This window comes from Paralysiella testudinis, from assembly GCF_016894345.1.
Classification (GTDB): Bacteria; Pseudomonadota; Gammaproteobacteria; order Burkholderiales; family Neisseriaceae; genus Paralysiella; species Paralysiella testudinis.
The window spans coordinates 501,701-518,832 of the sequence record NZ_CP069798.1 but is presented as its reverse complement, the minus strand read 5'-3'; the positions used below and the strand labels follow the sequence as shown (position 1 = coordinate 518,832).

Genomic DNA, 17,132 nt, shown 5'->3' with positions numbered 1-17,132 from the left:
TTTTAGGCAGGGCTTGGCGGGTGGCGGGGGTTTATTCGGCGGCGTTGGTGCCGTTGTTGTTGCGGGCGGCGGCGGTCAACATATCGGCCATAAAGCCCAATGTGTTGCACAGCTTGTTTTCTAAGCTGTCGCCGTCTCGGTGATAGGAAGAAGCCAATACGTCCAGCATATCGGCCACGCGCTCAATGGCGGTAAACTCTTCTTCGCTAAAAATGTAGGTGTCTGGTTGGCCGTTGAATATCATGCTGCACCGCCTTGGCGTTTTATGTCTTTCAGAATGTCGTGCAGGGTATCGGCGGCCATGCCAACAATATCGCCAATGCTGTCGGGTTTGGGATGGCTGCCCGTGCGGGCGGTATTCCACAGCAGCTCAGACAATGCACACAATGCGCCCTCGGTGCGGCACAGCATATTGTGGGCGTCTTCGCTAAGCGGGTAATACAATGCGCCATTTGGCGCTTGCAGCATATTGTTTGGCGTTGCTTGGGTGTTGGTGTGCAGGCTGTTCATGCTGCACCCCCTGACACCACGCGGGCAACAGTCCACGCATCGGCGGCGGTTTGCTGGATATTGAAGCGGTAGGCGGCGGCATTGCTGGCGGTGAGGCGGTCAACAAAGGCGGCGGCTTGAATCAGATTCGGGAATGTGCGGATTTTGTGGGAAACAAGGGGGCGTGAGAACGCTTTGCGGGTAGTCATGATGTTACCTTTCGATTTAGCTTCTTTGCCGCTTTCCGTTGTCACACGGTGGGCGGCAAGCAAAGGGCAAGGGGTGACAAACTGGCAAATCGAACCAGCAAGCGCAAGCGCTTACCTTGCCCCCGCCCGCCATTGAAAGGCACTGCAAGGGATATACAGACGTAAAAAAACCGCTGGGCAATCTTGGCTATCGGTGTAGCTCTGTTGCTCGTGTGCGGCTTGTCTGCCGATTTGTCCAGCTTGTCACGGCTGGCGCGGTTGATTGAAACCGCTGGCCGCCATATTGCCGTTGCTTTTTGGGGTTGTCAAGCGCTACTGGTGATTATTCAGCAGGGCTTGTTGGTTTTCGGCTAATCCGCTGCGGGATGGTGAAACGAACTGCCAAGTTCTGCTAATGCCGCGTCCAGTTCGGCCAAACGGGCTTGCAGGCTGGCGATTTCGGCCTGCATATCGGCGATTTGTTCGCGCCGTTCGGCCACGCTGGGCAGGGTATCATTGCCCCATTCCGCGCCAATTTGCTCATTTATCACGGCCATGATTTTGCTGTGAATCACTTCAGGCAGCAGCCAACACAGCAGGCTTTGCAATTCTCGGGCTTTTAATTGCCCCGAAGCCAGCACGCCGCCCGCTGGGTTGGCAAGGAGGTTGTAGGAAAAAATCCAGTCGGGAAAATCGCCAAAGCGGTGTACTTCCATTTCAGCCATGCCGCGCTTGTTGTATTGGTTGTATTCAATGCTTTGGCCGTCAAAGGTTTTTTTAACGTCTTGCAAATCATGCAGCAAAGCGGCATCGGTGCGCTGGGCTTGGGCGGCAATGTGTTCTTGCAGCAGCAGGCCAAAATCGGCACGGCTCACGGGCATATCTTGCAGGCGCTTGATTTCGGCTTGCAGCTTGCCGATTTCGGCGGCAGTGCTGGTGCGTTCTTCACGCATTTTTTTAAGCTCGCCAGAAATGGCGGCAAGGGCGGATTGGATAATTTTCGGTTTGGTTGTCATGGTGTTTGCTCCTTGGTTTAATAATCGGGATGCTGGGCAAGGCAGGCGCGTACAGCCTGCTCGTAACTGGTGCTTGGGTGTTGCTGTTGGTGTTGCACAGCGGCTTGGTGCAAGGCCAGCGAAGCAGGGCTACAGGCAGCCTTAAAGGCTTCGCTAAAATCCGCTGTGGGCGCTGCCAGCGCGGTGCAGCAGTGCAATGTGCCGTCTTCGCCAAAGTCCAGCGCGTCCATGCCTTTCACGGCGGGAATCGGCACAAAGCCCACATGGTTTAAGCCCCAAGCATCGGGCGTGGGGTTGCCCCAATGCCCGGGCGGCCACAGCGAAGCAGAAACATGCTTGTAGCGCCCGGCACGCACCAGCGCGGCAAAATCGGGCAATACTTCGGCTTGCGCCATCAGCTTTAGGCCATCGGTAAACAACCGCTTAACCATGCCGTATTTGGGCGCGGCGGCTTGCTCTGTTACAGGTGGGTGGCCAATCAGCAGCGGGGCGGTGCCCCCGTTTTGGTTGTAGCGCTCGGCCATTTTCTGCAATTCGGCGGCGGAAATGTTTACCGTTATGCCGTTGCCCGATTTTTGCGCCCCACCTCGGAAAATCTGAAAGGTTTTCAGCATGGTTTATCCCCTTGGCTGGCGCATCGGATAATGCCGTAAACACGTTGTACACTTAGCTCATATTTACGTGCCAATTCAGGAACGCTACAGCCGTTGCTGTGGTCTTCAAACAATTGCAAATTGCGCTCTAATAGTTCTTCATCATTCTGTTTTTTAATGTAAATATTTTGCCCACGAAAGGTGCGGTAAACCGAGTGGCGGGCGTTGATGGTTGCCCGTGCGGCGGCTTTGGGGCTAATGCCCTCTTGCACCAGCGTGGCGGTGATGGCTTCAGAGAAAACATCATAAAAATCATCATGGTTTACATTGGAATTCATTATTTCACCCCTGTATCAATGCTCAAGGTTTCCACGCCCTGCACAATTTGCAAGCCCTGAATCGGGGTTTTGATGGCGGCGGGGTCTTTGAGTAAGGCGGCCTTGTCCAACTCTTCTTTTACGCGGATAAAGCGCCCCAAACGGCGGCGTTTCAGTGCGGCCAGCACGGCGGCCACATCGCCGCTAATCTCTACCTTGGCGGGCTGTTTGCGCCATTTAATGCTGCCGCTGCCCATGGCCACGGTTTTGCTTTTGCCGTTGTCGGTAAGCTCGGCGCGGTGTTCATGGGCATAGGCGTACAAAGCGGTGCGGATGGTGTCGATTTCTTCGCACAAATCGCTGGTGTCTTCGTTGTGCTTGGCCTGCAAAGCATTGATTTTGGCTTGCAGCTTGGCCGCCTTGCTTGCCCGCTGTTGCTCCAGCTTGGCCAGCAGGCTAAAGGCTGCCTGAAACGCTTCGGCGCTGGTGTAGATAATCGGGCTCATACTTCACCCCCTTGGCGCTGGGTGGCCAGATTGGCAATGTATGAATCAATTTCAGATTTCAGCCAGCCCGTGGCGTTGGCAGAAACCTTAAACGGCTTGGGGAATGCCGCATCATAGTAGCGGTTTTTGGGGTTGGTTTTGCGCCAGATGGCAGATACAGAAATACCTAACTTCTGGGCTACTTGCTTGGGTCGTAAAACATCGTTTTGCATAGTGTTGTGCTCCTTGTGTTGGTTTGCATGGCGTTGCATTGCATTGCGCTGCGTTGCACAAGATAAGCACGTATCTGTTTGCGGTCTTTTAAAACGTTTTAAAAAAATGCTTTTCATCTGGGCAGGGTTTTAAATGAAAAATATTCATGCTGAAACACCGTTGCAAAAACGGCAGGCAATAAAAAACACCAGCGCGGGGCTGGTGTTAGGTGTGGGCTTGGTGTTCTAGGCAGCCTTAAAGCATGGCCTTGGCGGCATCGTAGCGCTGGCGCAAAAAGTCGCTATACCACTGCATCATTTCGCGCCGCTGTGGCAGATACTCGGTGCGGTGGTAGGCCGCCCGCACCTTGTTTTGCTCCACATGCGCAAGCTGGCGCTCTATCACGTCTGGCGGATAGCCGTTTTCATTCAGCACATCGGTGGCCAAGCTGCGAAAGCCGTGCGGCGTGGCAATGCCTGCATAGCCCATGCGCCCCATGGCGTAGCTTAGGGCGTTTTCACTCATGGGGCGGGTTTCGTCATTGCGTCCGTTAAACAAATAACGGCCATGTCCTGTAAGGGTGTGCAGTTCGGCCAGCAGCGCCAGCGCCCAATCAGACAATGGCACAATATGCGGCGCTTTCATTTTCATTTTAGCGGCGGGAATGTGCCACTCTTTGGCGTCTAAATCAAAATCCACCCATTCGGCCTTGCGCAATTCACCTGCCCGCACAAAAGTAAGCGGCATCAGCAGCAAGGCCAAGCGGGTAACTTCCCTTAGTGATGGCTCGGTAATAACACGGCGGTAAAACTCGGTGATTTCGCTTTGCGGCAGCGCGGGCATGTGTTTTACGGGCGCGGGCTTAATTTGGCCAACAAGCGGCAAGGCGGGGTTGTTGATGGCGCGTTCAGTGAGTACGGCATAGTTAAATACTGCCTTGGTTTTTTGCAGCACTATGCGGGCAGTTTCATGGTTGCCTTGCGCGGCTATGGATTCAATCAGCGCTTTAATCTGCCTAACGCCGATTTCAGCAATAGGCAGCTTGCCGATTTCGGGCAGTATCAGCCGTTCGAACATTTTCCACACCCTGCCAGCATGGCCGCTTTGCCAGCTAATGCGCTGGTGTGCATACCATTCTGCCGCAATGTGGCCAAAGGTGTTTTGTAAGGCCTCTGCCCGTTCTCGTTTGGCTGTTTGCTTGGCTTCGCTGGGGCTTTGCCCGTTGGCCACCATACGGCGGGCGTTTTCGGCAGCCGCGCGGGCTTCTACAAGGCTGATTGTGGGATAGGTGCCGATTGATAGCAGCTTTTCTTTACCGTCTATGCGGTATTTCAAGCGCCAGTATTTGCCGCCATTTGGCTTAATCAGCAAGTGCAGGCCGTGGCCGTCTGAAATTTTATAGGCTTTCTCGGCTGGCTTGGCGTTCTTTATTTGGCGGTCGTTAAGCGGCATTGGGGGTACTTTTTTAGGGGGTATCGTGCAGTGTCCCCAAATATACCCCCAATTATTGGTTGATTCAATAACACGGGATTGCACGGCGTTAGACAATAGAGAAAGGCAGAATCAGGCGCAAAGCCTTGCCTGTTGGGCGTTTGGTTCACGGCGTTGCACGGCGTGAGACAAAAAAAATACCCCTGAAAAGGGGTAAGTGGTTGCGGGGGCAGGATTCGAACCTACGACCTTCGGGTTATGAGCCCGACGAGCTACCATGCTGCTCCACCCCGCGTCTGAAGAATGTGGACTATACGCACCTTGCACGTGCTTGTCAAGGATTTGTGTAATTTGTTTTCAGGCAGCCTTATTTTCGCTGATGTTGTGCCCACCATTGTTGCAGGATGTAGAGCTGTTCCATGGCTTGGCGCGGAGTGGATTCGTCGGGGTTGATTTGGTTGAGCAAATCAGCCAAATCAGGCGGAAAGGTGGGGTTGGCATCGGGGGCGGCTTGATCGCCTGCGGCTGCCTGAAAAATATCCAGTTGCCGCCGATTGGCATCGGCCTGTTGTTCCAGTACCAGTAGGTGTTTGTGGGCGCTGTTGAGTGCGCGGGCGGGCAATCCGGCCAGTTTGGCTACGGCAATGCCATAGCTTTTGCTAGCGGGGCCGGGCTCAATGTGGTGCAAAAATACAATATCTTGGCCTTGCTCCAATGCGGATAGGTGCATATTGATGGCGGCGGGGTGTTGTTCCGGCAGCCGCGTCAGCTCGAAATAATGGGTAGCAAACAGGGTGAAGCTTTTGTTTTTTTGCAGCAGGTGTTCGGCAATGGCTTGCGCCAGCGCCAGACCATCGAAAGTGGCGGTGCCGCGGCCTACTTCGTCCATCAGCACCAGCGATTGCGGCCCGGCATGGTGCAGAATGTAGGCGGTTTCCGACATTTCCACCATAAAAGTGGAGCGGTTGCCGGCCAAATCATCCGAAGCGCCAATGCGGGTAAAAATCTGGTCAATCGGCCCCAAGGTGCAGGCGACGGCAGGCACGGGTGCGCCGATGTGTGCCAGCAGCACAATCAGGGCGGCTTGGCGCATATAGGTGGATTTGCCGCCCATATTGGGGCCGGTGAGCAGCATCAGCCGCCGTTTGTCGTCTAAGCGGGTGCTGTTGGGGGTGAACTGGCGCACTTGTGCGGCCACCACCGGATGGCGGCCTTGGTCGATGTCGATGCAGGGGTAGTCAACAAATTGGGGCAGGCAATGGCTGCCGTGGCGGGTGTTGGCGGCCAAGCAGGTGAGCACGTCGAGGCTGGCGGCGGCTTTGGCGCACTGTTGCAATAAGGGCAGCTGCGCCTGTAATTGTGCCAACAAGGCATCGTACAGTTTTTTCTCCAGCGCCAACGCTTGTTCTTGCGCGCCGAGCACTTTGTCTTCAAAGGTTTTTAGCTCAGGGGTGATGTAGCGCTCAACATTTTTTAAGGTTTGGCGGCGCTGGTAATCGGCGGGAGCGTGCTCAGACTGGGCTTTGGAGAGCTCGATATAAAAGCCGTGTACGCGGTTGAATTCCACTTTCAGGGTAGACAAGCCGGTACGTTCGCGTTCGCGTGCTTCCAGTGCGAGCAAGAATTCATCACCGTGATTTTGAATATGGCGCAGCTCGTCCAACGGCGCATGATGGCCGTGGTTAATCACGCCGCCGTCGCGCAGCCACACTGCGGGCTCGGGCAAAATGGCCGCTTGCAATAATGCGGCAACGGCCTGCCCTTGTGGAAAACAGTCTAGCAAGGTGGCCACTAAGCTGCTTTGTCGGGCGGTTTCAGGCAGCCTGAAGGCGGCCAATAAGGCCAAGCTGTCGCGCAGTGCCGACAAATCACGCGGGCGGGCGCTGCCCACAGCAATGCGCGCGGCAATGCGTTCGATGTCGGCCACTTCAGCCAGCAAATTTTGTACGGCGGTGGTGTGTTCGGTGAGCGCCGATACGGCTTGTTGGCGTGCCTGGATTTGGGCTTTTTGCCGCAGCGGATGGTGTAGCCACAAGGCCAGTAAGCGGCTGCCCATATGGGTTTGGCAATGGTCGAGCACTGAAAACAGCGTGGGCGATTTTTGTCCGCCCAAGGTTTGGGTGAGCTCCAGATTGCGGCGGGTGGCCGCATCCATGCCGATGTATTGCTGCTCGGTTTCCAGCGTGAGGCTGTCCAGATGTTGCGGCAATTGCGTTTGCGTTTGCTGCACGTAATTGAGCAGTGCACCGGCGGCGCCAATGGCAGCATCGTGCTCGCCCGGGGTGAGGCCAAACGCGCGCAAATCTTGGCTGCCGAAATAGCGCTGTATCAGCGTGGTGGCGGCATCGGCGGCAAATTGCCAGTGATTTAAGCGGGTGATGTTGCCGCCGCTGAGTGAAAGTACCGCGGCGGATGGGTGATCCGGCAGCAGCAATTCGGCTGCCTGAAGCCGTGCCAATTCGTGCGGCAAGGCGGCGATGTCGATGAGCTTGGTTTTGAATTCGCCGCTTTGCAGCGACAGCCACGCCAGCCCCAGCTGTTTTTTGAGCGGATAAAGCGCGGCAATGCGGTTGGTTTCTTTGTCTTCAAGTAAGGCGTGATCGGTGAGTGTACCGGGGGTGACGATGCGCACCACTTTGCGCTCCACCGGCCCTTTGCCGGTGACTTCGCCCACTTGTTCGCAAATGGCCACGCTGCAACCGAGCTTAACCAGCTTGGCCAAATACTGCTCGGCCGCGTGGTGGGGCACGCCGGCCATTTTAATCGGCTCGCCATCGATTTGACCGCGTGTGGTGAGGGTGATATCGAGCAAACGGGCTGCCTGAACCGCATCATCCAAAAACAATTCGTAAAAATCGCCCATGCGGTAAAACACCAGTTTGTCTTGGTGTTCGGCCTTGATGGCCAGATATTGCGCCATCATTGGCGTTAGGGCGGGTTTGTTGCTCATGGGTGTGTATGGTTTGGTTAGCGGGCGAAAGCGCTATTGTAACCAAGATAAGCGGTTTTGCCGAACCGCTGCAGACAATCTACCAACCACGGCGGTGCGAACCCTGTTTGGCTGAATGGCTGTCATAACGGTTGGGCTGTCGATTAAAGACCCACATAAAACAAATTTTGTTGTATAAAGTTAAATATTGTGAAAATAAAGATTGCCAGCGAGGGGTGAATTCGGTTAATTTTGGCCGATGTGGCTGTTTTTTGGCCTAATCCTTGCTGTAAGCTGGTGAATGGTGGTAAAAACGCGCTTTATGAATTCAACCCAACAAGTGAATGAACAGCGCATGGTGATGATTTCCAGGCAGGTATGGCGATGGTCGGCGGTATTGGCTACGGTGGCGTTGGCGGCGTGCGGTTCGCGTGCGCCCAGCGTGCCCACCACGGTAAGCCCGGTTACGCTAACTGAAACTCCGGGGCAGGCGATGCCTTTGGGCTATGTACATGATGCAGGCAAAGGCGGTGTGCGTTATCAAACCGCAGCGTACAGCAGCCTGCCACAATGGCCGCAGCAAGTGTTTGGCCGCAGCTTGGCATCGTTTAAGCAAAGCTGCACACGCTTGCAAGCGCAGCCCGCGTGGCAAAGTGTGTGTCGCCAAGCGCAAGCGCTGCCGGATAACAGCCCGCTGGCAAAAACCTTTTTTGAGCGCTATTTCACCCCGTGGCAGGTGAGCCAAAACGGGCAATTGGCCGGCACGGTAACCGGTTATTACGAGCCTGCATTGTCGGGTGATGTCCGCGCAGATCGGCGGGCGAAATTCCCGATTTACGGTGTTCCCAATGATTTTGTGGTGGTGCCGTTGTCGGTTGACGCCAGACAAAACGGTACGGTACGGGTGCGCATCACCAGTGCCAATCAAGGGGTGATTGCGGCAGATGGTGCTTACACAGCACGATTGGCGGATTTCCCCCTGAATGCCAAAACCACCGCATTGAAAGGGCGGGTGTCGGGCAGTGCGTTTGTGCCCTACCATACCCGAGCCGAAATCAATGCCGGCGCACTGAATGGCAAGGCGCCCATATTGGGCTATGCGGATGACCCGGTGGAGCTGTTTTTCCTGCAAGTGCAAGGCTCCGGGCGCTTGAGAACACCCGAAGGCCAGTATGTGCGCTTGGGCTTTGCCGATAAAAACGACCAGCCCTATGTTTCGATTGGCCGCTATATGGCCAATAAAGGTTATTTGCCCTTAGGGCAAACCAGCATGCAAGGCATTAAGGGCTGGTTGCAACAAAACCCGCAAAAAATGGCGGAAGTGTTGGGACAAAACCCCAGCTATGTTTTTTTCAGGCAGCTTCCGGGTAATGACAGCGGCCCTATCGGCGCCTTGGGTGTGCCTTTGAGCGGCGGCTATTCGGCCGCGATAGACCGCCATTACATTACGTTGGGTGCGCCCCTGTTTGTGGCCACCACCCATCCGGCCAGCGGCCACGGCTTGAACCGCCTGCTGATGGCGCAAGACACTGGCAGTGCCATTAATGGTGCGGTGCGGGTGGATTATTTTTGGGGCTATGGTGACGAAGCGGGCGCCGTGGCTGGTAAAATGAAGCATCCTGGCTATGTATGGCAGTTGTTGCCCAATGGTATGCTGCCTGAAGTGCGCTGATGTTTAAATGGGTGATTACTGCTTTCGCCCAGACAGATATTTTTAGAATTCAAATACATGATGATGAATAATCAAGGTCTCAAAATGATTTTTTGCGCCCATTGTTCGTTTGTTGAGGGTGAAAAATGAATACATATCTTTTAATCCCTTTATTGCTGGGCTTGTTGGCGGTGTTATTTGTGGTCAACAAGCGGCAAAAGCAAGCGCAGCAATCCCCCAAAGCTCAGTCTAAAAAGGCACCCGCTAAAAAAGGGGGGCGTAAGGCTGCCGCACCAAAATCACAGCCGCCACAGGCTGAACCTCAACAAATTGAGACAACAACAAGTGCGGCACAGCAAGCCGAAATAGCCGATGAGGCCGCTTGGGATGTGGCGTCGGAAAGTGCCACCGTTTCGGTTGAATCTGTGGATGCACTCACTGAGTACAAAGTATATAAGCAGTTTGGCTATCACCAAAAAGCCGCAGAATCTTTGGCACTGTATCTCAAAAACAACAAATTAAGCCTTGCTGCCACCAAACCGTTGGTTACCGAGCTGGCAACCCTGTGGCTGCAGGCCAAGCAAATGGATGCGTTGGCCGACGTTATTACCCAATACCGTGATGCTTTGGATAAAAGTGATGCCGAGCAGTTGATTAAAGACGGCTTGGTGGTTGAAAACAACCATTTGGGCTTACGGGTATTGGCAGAAGAGCTGCTGGGTTGGGGTGTTAAAGAAGCAGCCCAAGAGCTGGGTCTGGATCGGGATGAAATCAGTGGTGGTGCCGCTCATGGCAAACCGATGGCAGCGGCTAAGGCGGCGGTTGCTGATGTGGGTAAAAATAAACCTGCCGCCGATGTTCAGCGCCATTTATTGGTGCATGGTGATGTCGGGAGCTGGCAGATTAACCAAGATGAGCGCGATGTATTGCTGGGCATGACCAAAGCCGAATATGGCTACCGTTTGCTTAAAGATCAGCTGGTGTATGATGCGGCCATACGCACCTTGAATAAAGCCATCCGCCAGTCGGAAAAACCGGCCAGCCTGATTATTGATGCCTTGAGCTTGGACTACCGCAATAATAAGTTAACTGTTTTTGCACAGCATCTCTGGCGTCTTTATTACAGTTTGGGGCAATATGGGGGCCGTGTAAAAGAGCGTATGCTGGGCTGGGGGTATAACTTAGGCAGCCATTCCATGTTTGATGAGTTGGCCGCCAACCCTTCCGAGCAGCGCTTGCGTGAAATCGGCCTTTCTCAGGGTTATATTACCCGGGGCAGCAGCGCCATCAAAGCCAAACGCCGTGCTTTGGTAGACAGCGTGGCTAACCAAGATTCTGTGGCAGAAACCCCGACCGAGCGTATTTTGCGCGATGCTGAATCGTTATTGACTTACGGCCAATTGGAGCATTCCATGGAGTTGCTGGAAACATCCATTTTGGAACATCCGCAAGAATCGCAGCTTTATATTGCGTTGTTTGATTTATATGAACGAGCCGAAGATTGGCCGCGCCTGGAAAAAATGTTACATCAAATTCGAGATACGGTAAAAACTCCGCCAGAAGAAGTGGTGCTGGCGATGAGCCAGTTGTTGCAACGTATTCATCATGGTGGAGTGCAGCACTAATGAACCATAATATCCCTACCGTTAAAACCGTACATGTCTTGTTGCCGAACTTGGACGAGCGTCAGTTTGCCATTTTCCGCATGGCATTTAAAATGCACAATACCACCAATTACCAACTGATACGCGAAGGTGACGGCATTGCGCCAGAGTTGGTTTTGGTTGATGGTGATGCTGGCGATGGGCAAGAGCAATGGCGTAGCGCCAAGCAGAAGTTTGCCAATGCCCGTGTGGTATATTTCGCCACCAAACCGCCGTCATTTACCGCTCCTTATTTGGCCAAGCCAATTAAATTCGATAGCTTGTTTGCCAATTTGCGCAATCTGCTGCAAGGTAACGGCATGTGGGTGGCCGGCATGGCCGAGCCGGCAGCTACCGCCAATCCAGTGCGCCATACTGCTGCGGGCAATGAAGACAAACACAGAAATGATGTACCGGATGCGGGCCATGAGCACCAACGCCAAGAGTCGGTTTCTATCCGCAGTTTCAGCACCGATGCTACTTTATTGGGTTTGGTGCGCCGCTTGGCAGCAGAAAATACCGATACTGCCATAATGGTGGATGGCAAACCCGTATTGGTGATTTTTCCCGCCATGGAAAAAATACTGCTGGCCGCAGACCCTGAGCGGATTGAAGAATTGTGCCTGCAACCCGCGCTGACATTGGAAACCAAAGCGGTGCCGGCCAACTCCGGGCTGCATGAGAAAGCCAAAATCAAAACCATGGCCTTTATTTGGCAATTGGCGATTTGGACAGCGCAAGGCAGACTGATTGAGCCGGTGACCCCAGACAGCGTATTGAAGCTGAAATCATGGCCTAATATGACACGCATGGCATTTTTGCCCGATGCCATGCGGCTATCCGCCTTTTTGATTAAAACGCCGGTAAGCCTGTCTATGTTGTACAAGCTGCTTTCGGTTGACATGAAAGACATTTTGAATTTCATTGCTGCAACCTATGCCACCGGCTATTTACAGGTTGAGCAGCCTGCCTTTGAGCCTAAAAAACAACAGCGTGAAATCGAAACCGTACTGAGCCGGGCAGCACCCAAAGTTGAAACGGCCACGGCCACGCCAGCAGCAAGTGATGATGAACCGGCCAAGCAACCCCGTGGTGTATTACAGCGGCTGATGAGCCGGCTGCGCGGTAAATAATTTAGGAAAACAATATTATGATTGAAAATAAAATTATCTTTACCGGTCCTGTGGGTGTAGGCAAAACCACGGCCATTGCTGCTCTTTCAGATGACCCGCCGGTGCAAACCGATGCCAGCGCCTCAGACATGACTTCGGTGCGCAAAGGCTATACCACCGTAGCAATGGATTACGGCGTGATTCGTCTGGACGAAAATACCAAAGTGCACTTGTATGGCACTCCTGGACAAGAGCGCTTCGATTTTATGTGGGGTATTCTGAGTAAAGGCAGCATGGGATTGATTTTGCTGCTTGATAATACGCGAGCTAATCCGCTGAAAGATTTGAAATTCTTTTTGGACTCGTTTCGTGATTTGTTACAAGATGCTCCAGTGGTGGTGGGTGTCACCAAAATGGATTTGCGCAATCAGCCCAGTGTGGATGTGTATCAGCAATATCTAGAACAGCATGGTTTGAATGTGCCGGTTTTTGAAGTAGACGCGCGCAACGAGGATGATGTGAAGCAGCTGGTCACGGCCATGCTGTACTCAATTGATCCTGGTTTGGAGGGGTAAGCAACTTATGGAATCAACATTAACTTTACAAAATAATCTGTATCCCAAAGTAACACCGGCAGGAGCATTTTATGCGGTTTCCAGCTCAGCGCACAGTGCCAGCCGTATTTTGCTGGCCAATATGTTGCAGGCTGATGTGCATGATGTGATTACCACTGAAAAGCTGACTGAATGGGCGCAAGCCGAAGACAGCCATGATGCGCTCACCCTACTGTATCGCTTACAGCGTTTGGAATTTCTGTATGGTGAAGACCACCCTAGCTCGGTGATGGTAAAAGTGACCGCAGAAGGCTTTGAAGATATCTTGGGTCAATTGTCGGACAATGACAAAGCTTTACTGGTGGATCAAGACGGCTTTTATTTTGCCAATATCGGTTTTAACCATGAAACGGCAGAGGAAGTAGCCAATCTGGCCAGTGAGGCCACCCGCTTGGTGGAAAAGCACAGTCTGTTGGTGAAAAATAACCTCAATATTTACCACAACGCCATTGGTATTTGTGATCCGAGCGGGCAGAGCGAGCTGAGTTTTTTCCCGCTGTATGTGGGCGACATCAAATATATTTTGGTGATTGCGGGCATGCCGCTGCTCAACAGTGAGGCATTTGTTACCTTGGTGCGCTCCTTATATGTACTCACCGGTGAAGATATTAGCTGGCTTAAACGTTAAATTTCTATATTTAAACACAATAAAAACCATCAAAATAACATAATCAGAGAGATTGTAAAATGCATGAACAATTACTGACTTCCGTACTGAGCGACTTGAACAGCTCTTCTGCCGACATCACGGCTTCTGCGGTGATTTCCACCGACGGTTTGCCGGTAGCGGCATTGCTGCCGCGCGGTGTTGATTCGGATCGCGTGGGTGCCATGGCCGCAGCGCTGCTGGCATTGGGCAACCGCACTGCGCGCGAATTGCAATGTGGTGATTTGGAGCAGGTAATGGTGAAAGGCCGCAATGGCTATATTTTGCTGATTCAGGCCGGTGCCGATACCGTATTGGCGGTAACTGCCAATGAAAACGCCAAGTTGGGGCTGATTTTGTTGGATGCCCGCCGTGCAGCCAAAAGCATCGTGGATATCTACCGCTAGCAGAGCATCCTTGGGTGATATCCTTATATCATCCAATCCCCTGCTTTCAGTCCGGCATTCGGCAATAGCTGTAATGTCGAGCACAAATTATGGCCAATAAACTGCCTATTGTTGCAATGGGCAGTTTTTTATTTCAGGCAGCCTTAGCAGCGGTAATTATGCGTTTGTTAAGCACAACGTCAGCAAAATATAGACCTCCCCCATGAGCAAACACCTGTTTTATGAAGAATCCGGCCAATTCAAAGTGGCCACCATTGTGCAGCAAAACGATGCCACTTATCTGGTCGACACCCAGCACGGCAAGCGTGCCAAAGTGAAGGCCAATAATGTGTTTCTCACCTTCGAGGGTGATGCCGCCGCGTTTTTACAGACTGCGCAAACACAGGCCGCCGAAATTGATGTGGATTTGCTGTGGTCGGTATGTGGCGAAGAGGAATTTAGCGGCCAAACCGCCGCACAAGAATATTTTGGCAATAACCCCAGCCAAACCGAACAGGCCGCCATTTTAATCGCCTTATTTGCCGCACCGATGTATTTCTATAAAAAAGCCAAAGGCATTTTTAAAGCCGCGCCGGAAGAAACCTTACGCCAGGCACTGGCAGCGATTGAGCGAAAACAGCAGCAAGAAGCGCAAATTGCTGCATGGGTAGCCGAGCTGGCAGAAGGCAGGCTGCCTGAAGCCGTGGCCGCCGACTTGCCATCATTGCTGCACGCGCCAGACAAGCAAAGCCTCACTTACAAAGCGTTTACCAAAGCGGCGGATCAGCAAAAAAAATCGCCCTTCGCATTGGCACAGGCCTTGGGTGGCGTGCCGTCGTTGCCACAGTATTTTTTGGACGGCTTTTTGCTGAAAAATTTCCCCCACGGCATCGGCTGGGGCGATGTGTCGTTGCCGCCCATGCCGGCCTTGCCGCAAGCCGCCGCCATGGCGTTTTCGATTGATGATATCGATACCACCGAGGTAGACGATGCCTTAAGCCTACAAGTTTTGCCCAATGGCAACCACCTTATCGGCATCCACATTGCCGCGCCTGCGCTGGCCATGGCAGCGGGTGACGACATGGAGGCACAGGTGTTTGCCCGCCAAAGTACGGTGTATTATCCCAGCGGCAAAATCACCATGCTGCCTGATGAATGGGTAGCCGCGTTTAGCCTCGATGCCGGGCAACACCGCCCGGCGGTGAGCCTGTATGCGGAAGTGGACGCGGATTACAAAGTGGTGGCCACCCACCATCAAGTGGAAGCGGTGTGGATTAGTGAAAACCTGCGCATTCAAAATATTGAACCGCTGTTTTTGCCGCAACAAGCGCGCAGCCAAACCGAGGCTTTCCCGCATCAAACACAGATGAACTGGCTCTACGACTTTGCCATTGCCCAGCAGCAGGCACGCGGCAAATACGACCCCACCCGCCCGCCGCAATACGATTACGGCATTGTGGTGGACGACCAAGAGCACGTGAGCATCAGCGTGCGCGAACGCGGCGCGCCGATTGATACCGTGGTGAGTGAGCTGATGATTTTGGCCAACAGCACCTGGGCGCAAATGCTGCATGAAGCCGAAGTGGGCGGCCTGTTCCGCGTGCAACCGGCGGGTAAGGTGCGCATGAGCACCCAGTCTGAGCCGCACATCGGCTTGGGCTTGCAGCACTATGCCTGGTTTACCTCACCTTTGCGCCGTGCCGCCGACTACATCAACCAAAAACAACTGCTCAGCCTGATTCAGCCGGATACACCGCCGCGCTTTGCCCCCAAAGACGGCATGCTGTTTGCCGCCCTGCGCGATTTTGAATCCACCTACACCGCCTATGCCGATTTTCAGCGCCAAATGGAAAGCTATTGGAGCTTGGTGTATGTACAACAACAGCAATTGAATGAGTTGAATGCCGTGGTATTGAAAGAAGATTTGGTGCGCATCGAAGGCCTGCCCTTGGTGGCGCGTGCCAGCGGCATCCCAGTGGATGCCCTGCCCAAAAGCCGGGTGCGGCTGGCGGTGAGCGGTGTTGATTTAAACCAAATCAGCATCGGTTTGAATTATTTGAACGCCATCGCGCCCAGCCCGATTGATGCTGCCTGAAAGGATTAGTATGTATGTAGGTACGTTTATCGGCACCTACTACTAATCGCAGCATCTGCGTTTTACCCCATAAAGCCGCCTTGTATTTGGCGGCTTTGCCCTGATATGGGGCAGCAGTCTATGTATCAATTACGCCGCCGCACTCCGAGCACACAAAACAGCAGCGGCGAGCCACAGGGAACAGCATCACATGAGCAACCGAGATTTTTATGAAGTATTGGGCGTGGCGCGCGGCGCCAGTGAGGGCGAGATTAAAGCCGCCTACCGCAAACTGGCGATGAAATACCACCCCGACCGCAATCCGGGCGACAAGGCGGCGGAAGAGCAGTTTAAAGATGTGCAAAAAGCCTATGCCGTATTATCGGATCGGGAAAAGCGCAATGCCTACGACCAGTTCGGCCACGCCGGGGTAGACCCCAACAATATGGGCGGCGGTGGTTTTGGCGGCGGTTTCGACTTTGGCGATATTTTCAGCCAAATGTTTGGCGGTGCCGCCGGTGGCGGTGGCCGCCAACCCAATTATCAGGGCGCGGATTTGCAGTACAACATCGAAATCAGCCTAGAAGAAGCCGCCCACGGCATCAAGAAAAAAATCACCATCCCCACCCACGAAGAATGCGACCTCTGCCACGGCAGCGGTGCCAAGCCCGGCACTTCGGCCTCGGTGTGTTCCACCTGTGGCGGCAGTGGCACCGTGCATGTACGCCAAGCCATTTTCCAGCTGCAACAAACCTGCCCCACCTGTCGCGGCACCGGCAAACAGATTAAAGACCCGTGCGTAAAATGCCATGGCGACGGCATGGTGAAAACCCGTAAAACGGTGGAAGTGTCCATTCCTGCGGGCATCGACGACGGCCAACGCATCCGCTTAAGCGGCGAAGGCGAGCCGGGCAGCCACGGCGCACCGGCGGGCGATTTGTATGTGGGCGTGCATGTGCGTGCGCACTCGGTGTTTGAGCGCGACGGCATGGACTTGCATTGCGAGCTGCCCATCGGCTTTACCACTGCTGCCTTGGGCGGCGAAGTGGAAGTGCCCACCTTGGAAGGCCGCGTTAAGCTGAATATCCCCAAAGAAACCCAAACCGGCCGCCGTATGCGCGTGCGTGGCAAAGGCATTAAATCGGTACGCTCCAGTGCCGTGGGCGATTTGTATTGCCATATCGTGGTGGAAACCCCAGTCAACCTCACCGAGCGCCAGCAAGAGCTGCTGGAAGAATTTGAAAAAATTTCCACCGGTTTGGATCGGGCGCAAACGCCGCGGCAAAAATCGTTTGTGGATAAATTACGCGACTTGTTTGAATAAAGTGATTTATATTGATAATAA

The 17,132-nt window shown here is 53.6% G+C and carries 18 protein-coding genes and 1 tRNA gene; 8 read left to right on the top strand and 11 right to left on the bottom strand.

Annotation, left to right across the window (positions count from 1 at the left end; genetic code table 11):
- Positions 1 to 31: 31 nt before the first annotated feature.
- The 11 genes from JQU52_RS02735 to mutS all read right to left on the bottom strand — a co-directional run bounded on the left by JQU52_RS02735 (position 32) and on the right by mutS (position 7,682).
- Positions 32 to 244 (bottom strand): hypothetical protein, encoded by a 213-nt coding sequence (locus tag JQU52_RS02735; protein WP_230339634.1) that lies wholly within the window; start codon positions 242 to 244, stop codon positions 32 to 34.
- Positions 241 to 510, bottom strand: coding sequence for a hypothetical protein (locus JQU52_RS02730; protein WP_230339633.1), 270 nt, complete (start codon positions 508 to 510; stop codon positions 241 to 243). The genes JQU52_RS02735 and JQU52_RS02730 overlap by 4 nt, the downstream gene beginning before the upstream one ends.
- Positions 507 to 698, bottom strand: coding sequence for a hypothetical protein (locus JQU52_RS02725; protein WP_230339632.1), 192 nt, complete (start codon positions 696 to 698; stop codon positions 507 to 509). Before JQU52_RS02725 ends, JQU52_RS02730 begins: the two co-directional genes overlap by 4 nt.
- A 350-nt stretch (positions 699 to 1,048) precedes the next feature.
- Complete coding sequence (locus JQU52_RS02720; RefSeq protein ID WP_230339631.1) at positions 1,049 to 1,693, bottom strand: hypothetical protein; 645 nt, start codon at positions 1,691 to 1,693, stop codon at positions 1,049 to 1,051.
- A gap of 17 nt (positions 1,694 to 1,710) precedes the next feature.
- The gene (locus JQU52_RS02715) at positions 1,711 to 2,307 is read right to left on the bottom strand and encodes a hypothetical protein (protein ID WP_230339630.1); all 597 of its coding nucleotides are present in this window, start codon (positions 2,305 to 2,307) and stop codon (positions 1,711 to 1,713) included.
- A complete protein-coding gene (locus tag JQU52_RS02710) occupies positions 2,301 to 2,624 on the bottom strand; it encodes a Mor transcription activator family protein (RefSeq protein WP_230339629.1) in 324 nt (107 codons plus the stop codon). Before JQU52_RS02710 ends, JQU52_RS02715 begins: the two co-directional genes overlap by 7 nt.
- Positions 2,624 to 3,109, bottom strand: a complete 486-nt coding sequence (locus tag JQU52_RS02705; RefSeq protein ID WP_230339628.1) for a host-nuclease inhibitor Gam family protein — start codon at positions 3,107 to 3,109, stop codon at positions 2,624 to 2,626. The genes JQU52_RS02710 and JQU52_RS02705 overlap by 1 nt, the downstream gene beginning before the upstream one ends.
- Positions 3,106 to 3,438 (bottom strand): helix-turn-helix transcriptional regulator, encoded by a 333-nt coding sequence (locus tag JQU52_RS14750; RefSeq protein ID WP_328300969.1) that lies wholly within the window; start codon positions 3,436 to 3,438, stop codon positions 3,106 to 3,108. The genes JQU52_RS02705 and JQU52_RS14750 overlap by 4 nt, the downstream gene beginning before the upstream one ends.
- 118 nt (positions 3,439 to 3,556) lie before the next feature.
- A complete protein-coding gene (locus tag JQU52_RS02695; RefSeq protein WP_230339627.1) occupies positions 3,557 to 4,753 on the bottom strand; it encodes a tyrosine-type recombinase/integrase in 1,197 nt (398 codons plus the stop codon).
- Positions 4,754 to 4,950: 197 nt separating this feature from the next.
- A tRNA-Met gene (locus JQU52_RS02690) sits at positions 4,951 to 5,027 on the bottom strand.
- A gap of 72 nt (positions 5,028 to 5,099) precedes the next feature.
- On the bottom strand, positions 5,100 to 7,682 hold the full coding sequence (gene mutS / locus JQU52_RS02685; RefSeq protein WP_230339626.1) for a DNA mismatch repair protein MutS: 2,583 nt from the start codon (positions 7,680 to 7,682) through the stop codon (positions 5,100 to 5,102).
- A 340-nt stretch (positions 7,683 to 8,022) separates the two neighbouring features.
- Here mutS and mltA point away from each other — a divergent pair, with 340 nt between their 5' ends.
- From mltA to dnaJ, 8 genes are all read left to right on the top strand, one after another.
- A complete protein-coding gene (gene mltA, locus JQU52_RS02680; protein ID WP_379060976.1) occupies positions 8,023 to 9,333 on the top strand; it encodes a murein transglycosylase A in 1,311 nt (436 codons plus the stop codon).
- Between the two features lie 125 nt (positions 9,334 to 9,458).
- Entirely contained in the window at positions 9,459 to 10,937 is a 1,479-nt protein-coding gene (locus tag JQU52_RS02675; protein WP_230339624.1) for a hypothetical protein, read from the top strand.
- The gene (locus tag JQU52_RS02670; RefSeq protein WP_230339623.1) at positions 10,937 to 12,088 is read left to right on the top strand and encodes an alpha-glucan phosphorylase; all 1,152 of its coding nucleotides are present in this window, start codon (positions 10,937 to 10,939) and stop codon (positions 12,086 to 12,088) included. The genes JQU52_RS02675 and JQU52_RS02670 overlap by 1 nt, the downstream gene beginning before the upstream one ends.
- Positions 12,089 to 12,105: 17 nt before the next feature.
- Positions 12,106 to 12,642, top strand: a complete 537-nt coding sequence (locus tag JQU52_RS02665) for a GTP-binding protein (protein WP_230339622.1) — start codon at positions 12,106 to 12,108, stop codon at positions 12,640 to 12,642.
- 7 nt (positions 12,643 to 12,649) lie between these two features.
- On the top strand, positions 12,650 to 13,309 hold the full coding sequence (locus JQU52_RS02660; RefSeq protein WP_230339621.1) for a peptidase M23: 660 nt from the start codon (positions 12,650 to 12,652) through the stop codon (positions 13,307 to 13,309).
- A 59-nt stretch (positions 13,310 to 13,368) separates the two neighbouring features.
- A complete protein-coding gene (locus JQU52_RS02655; protein WP_230339620.1) occupies positions 13,369 to 13,734 on the top strand; it encodes a roadblock/LC7 domain-containing protein in 366 nt (121 codons plus the stop codon).
- 202 nt (positions 13,735 to 13,936) lie between these two features.
- Positions 13,937 to 15,808, top strand: coding sequence for a ribonuclease catalytic domain-containing protein (locus tag JQU52_RS02650; protein ID WP_230339619.1), 1,872 nt, complete (start codon positions 13,937 to 13,939; stop codon positions 15,806 to 15,808).
- 190 nt (positions 15,809 to 15,998) lie between these two features.
- Positions 15,999 to 17,111 (top strand): molecular chaperone DnaJ, encoded by a 1,113-nt coding sequence (gene dnaJ / locus JQU52_RS02645; protein ID WP_230339618.1) that lies wholly within the window; start codon positions 15,999 to 16,001, stop codon positions 17,109 to 17,111.
- The last annotated feature ends 21 nt before the right edge of the window (positions 17,112 to 17,132 follow it).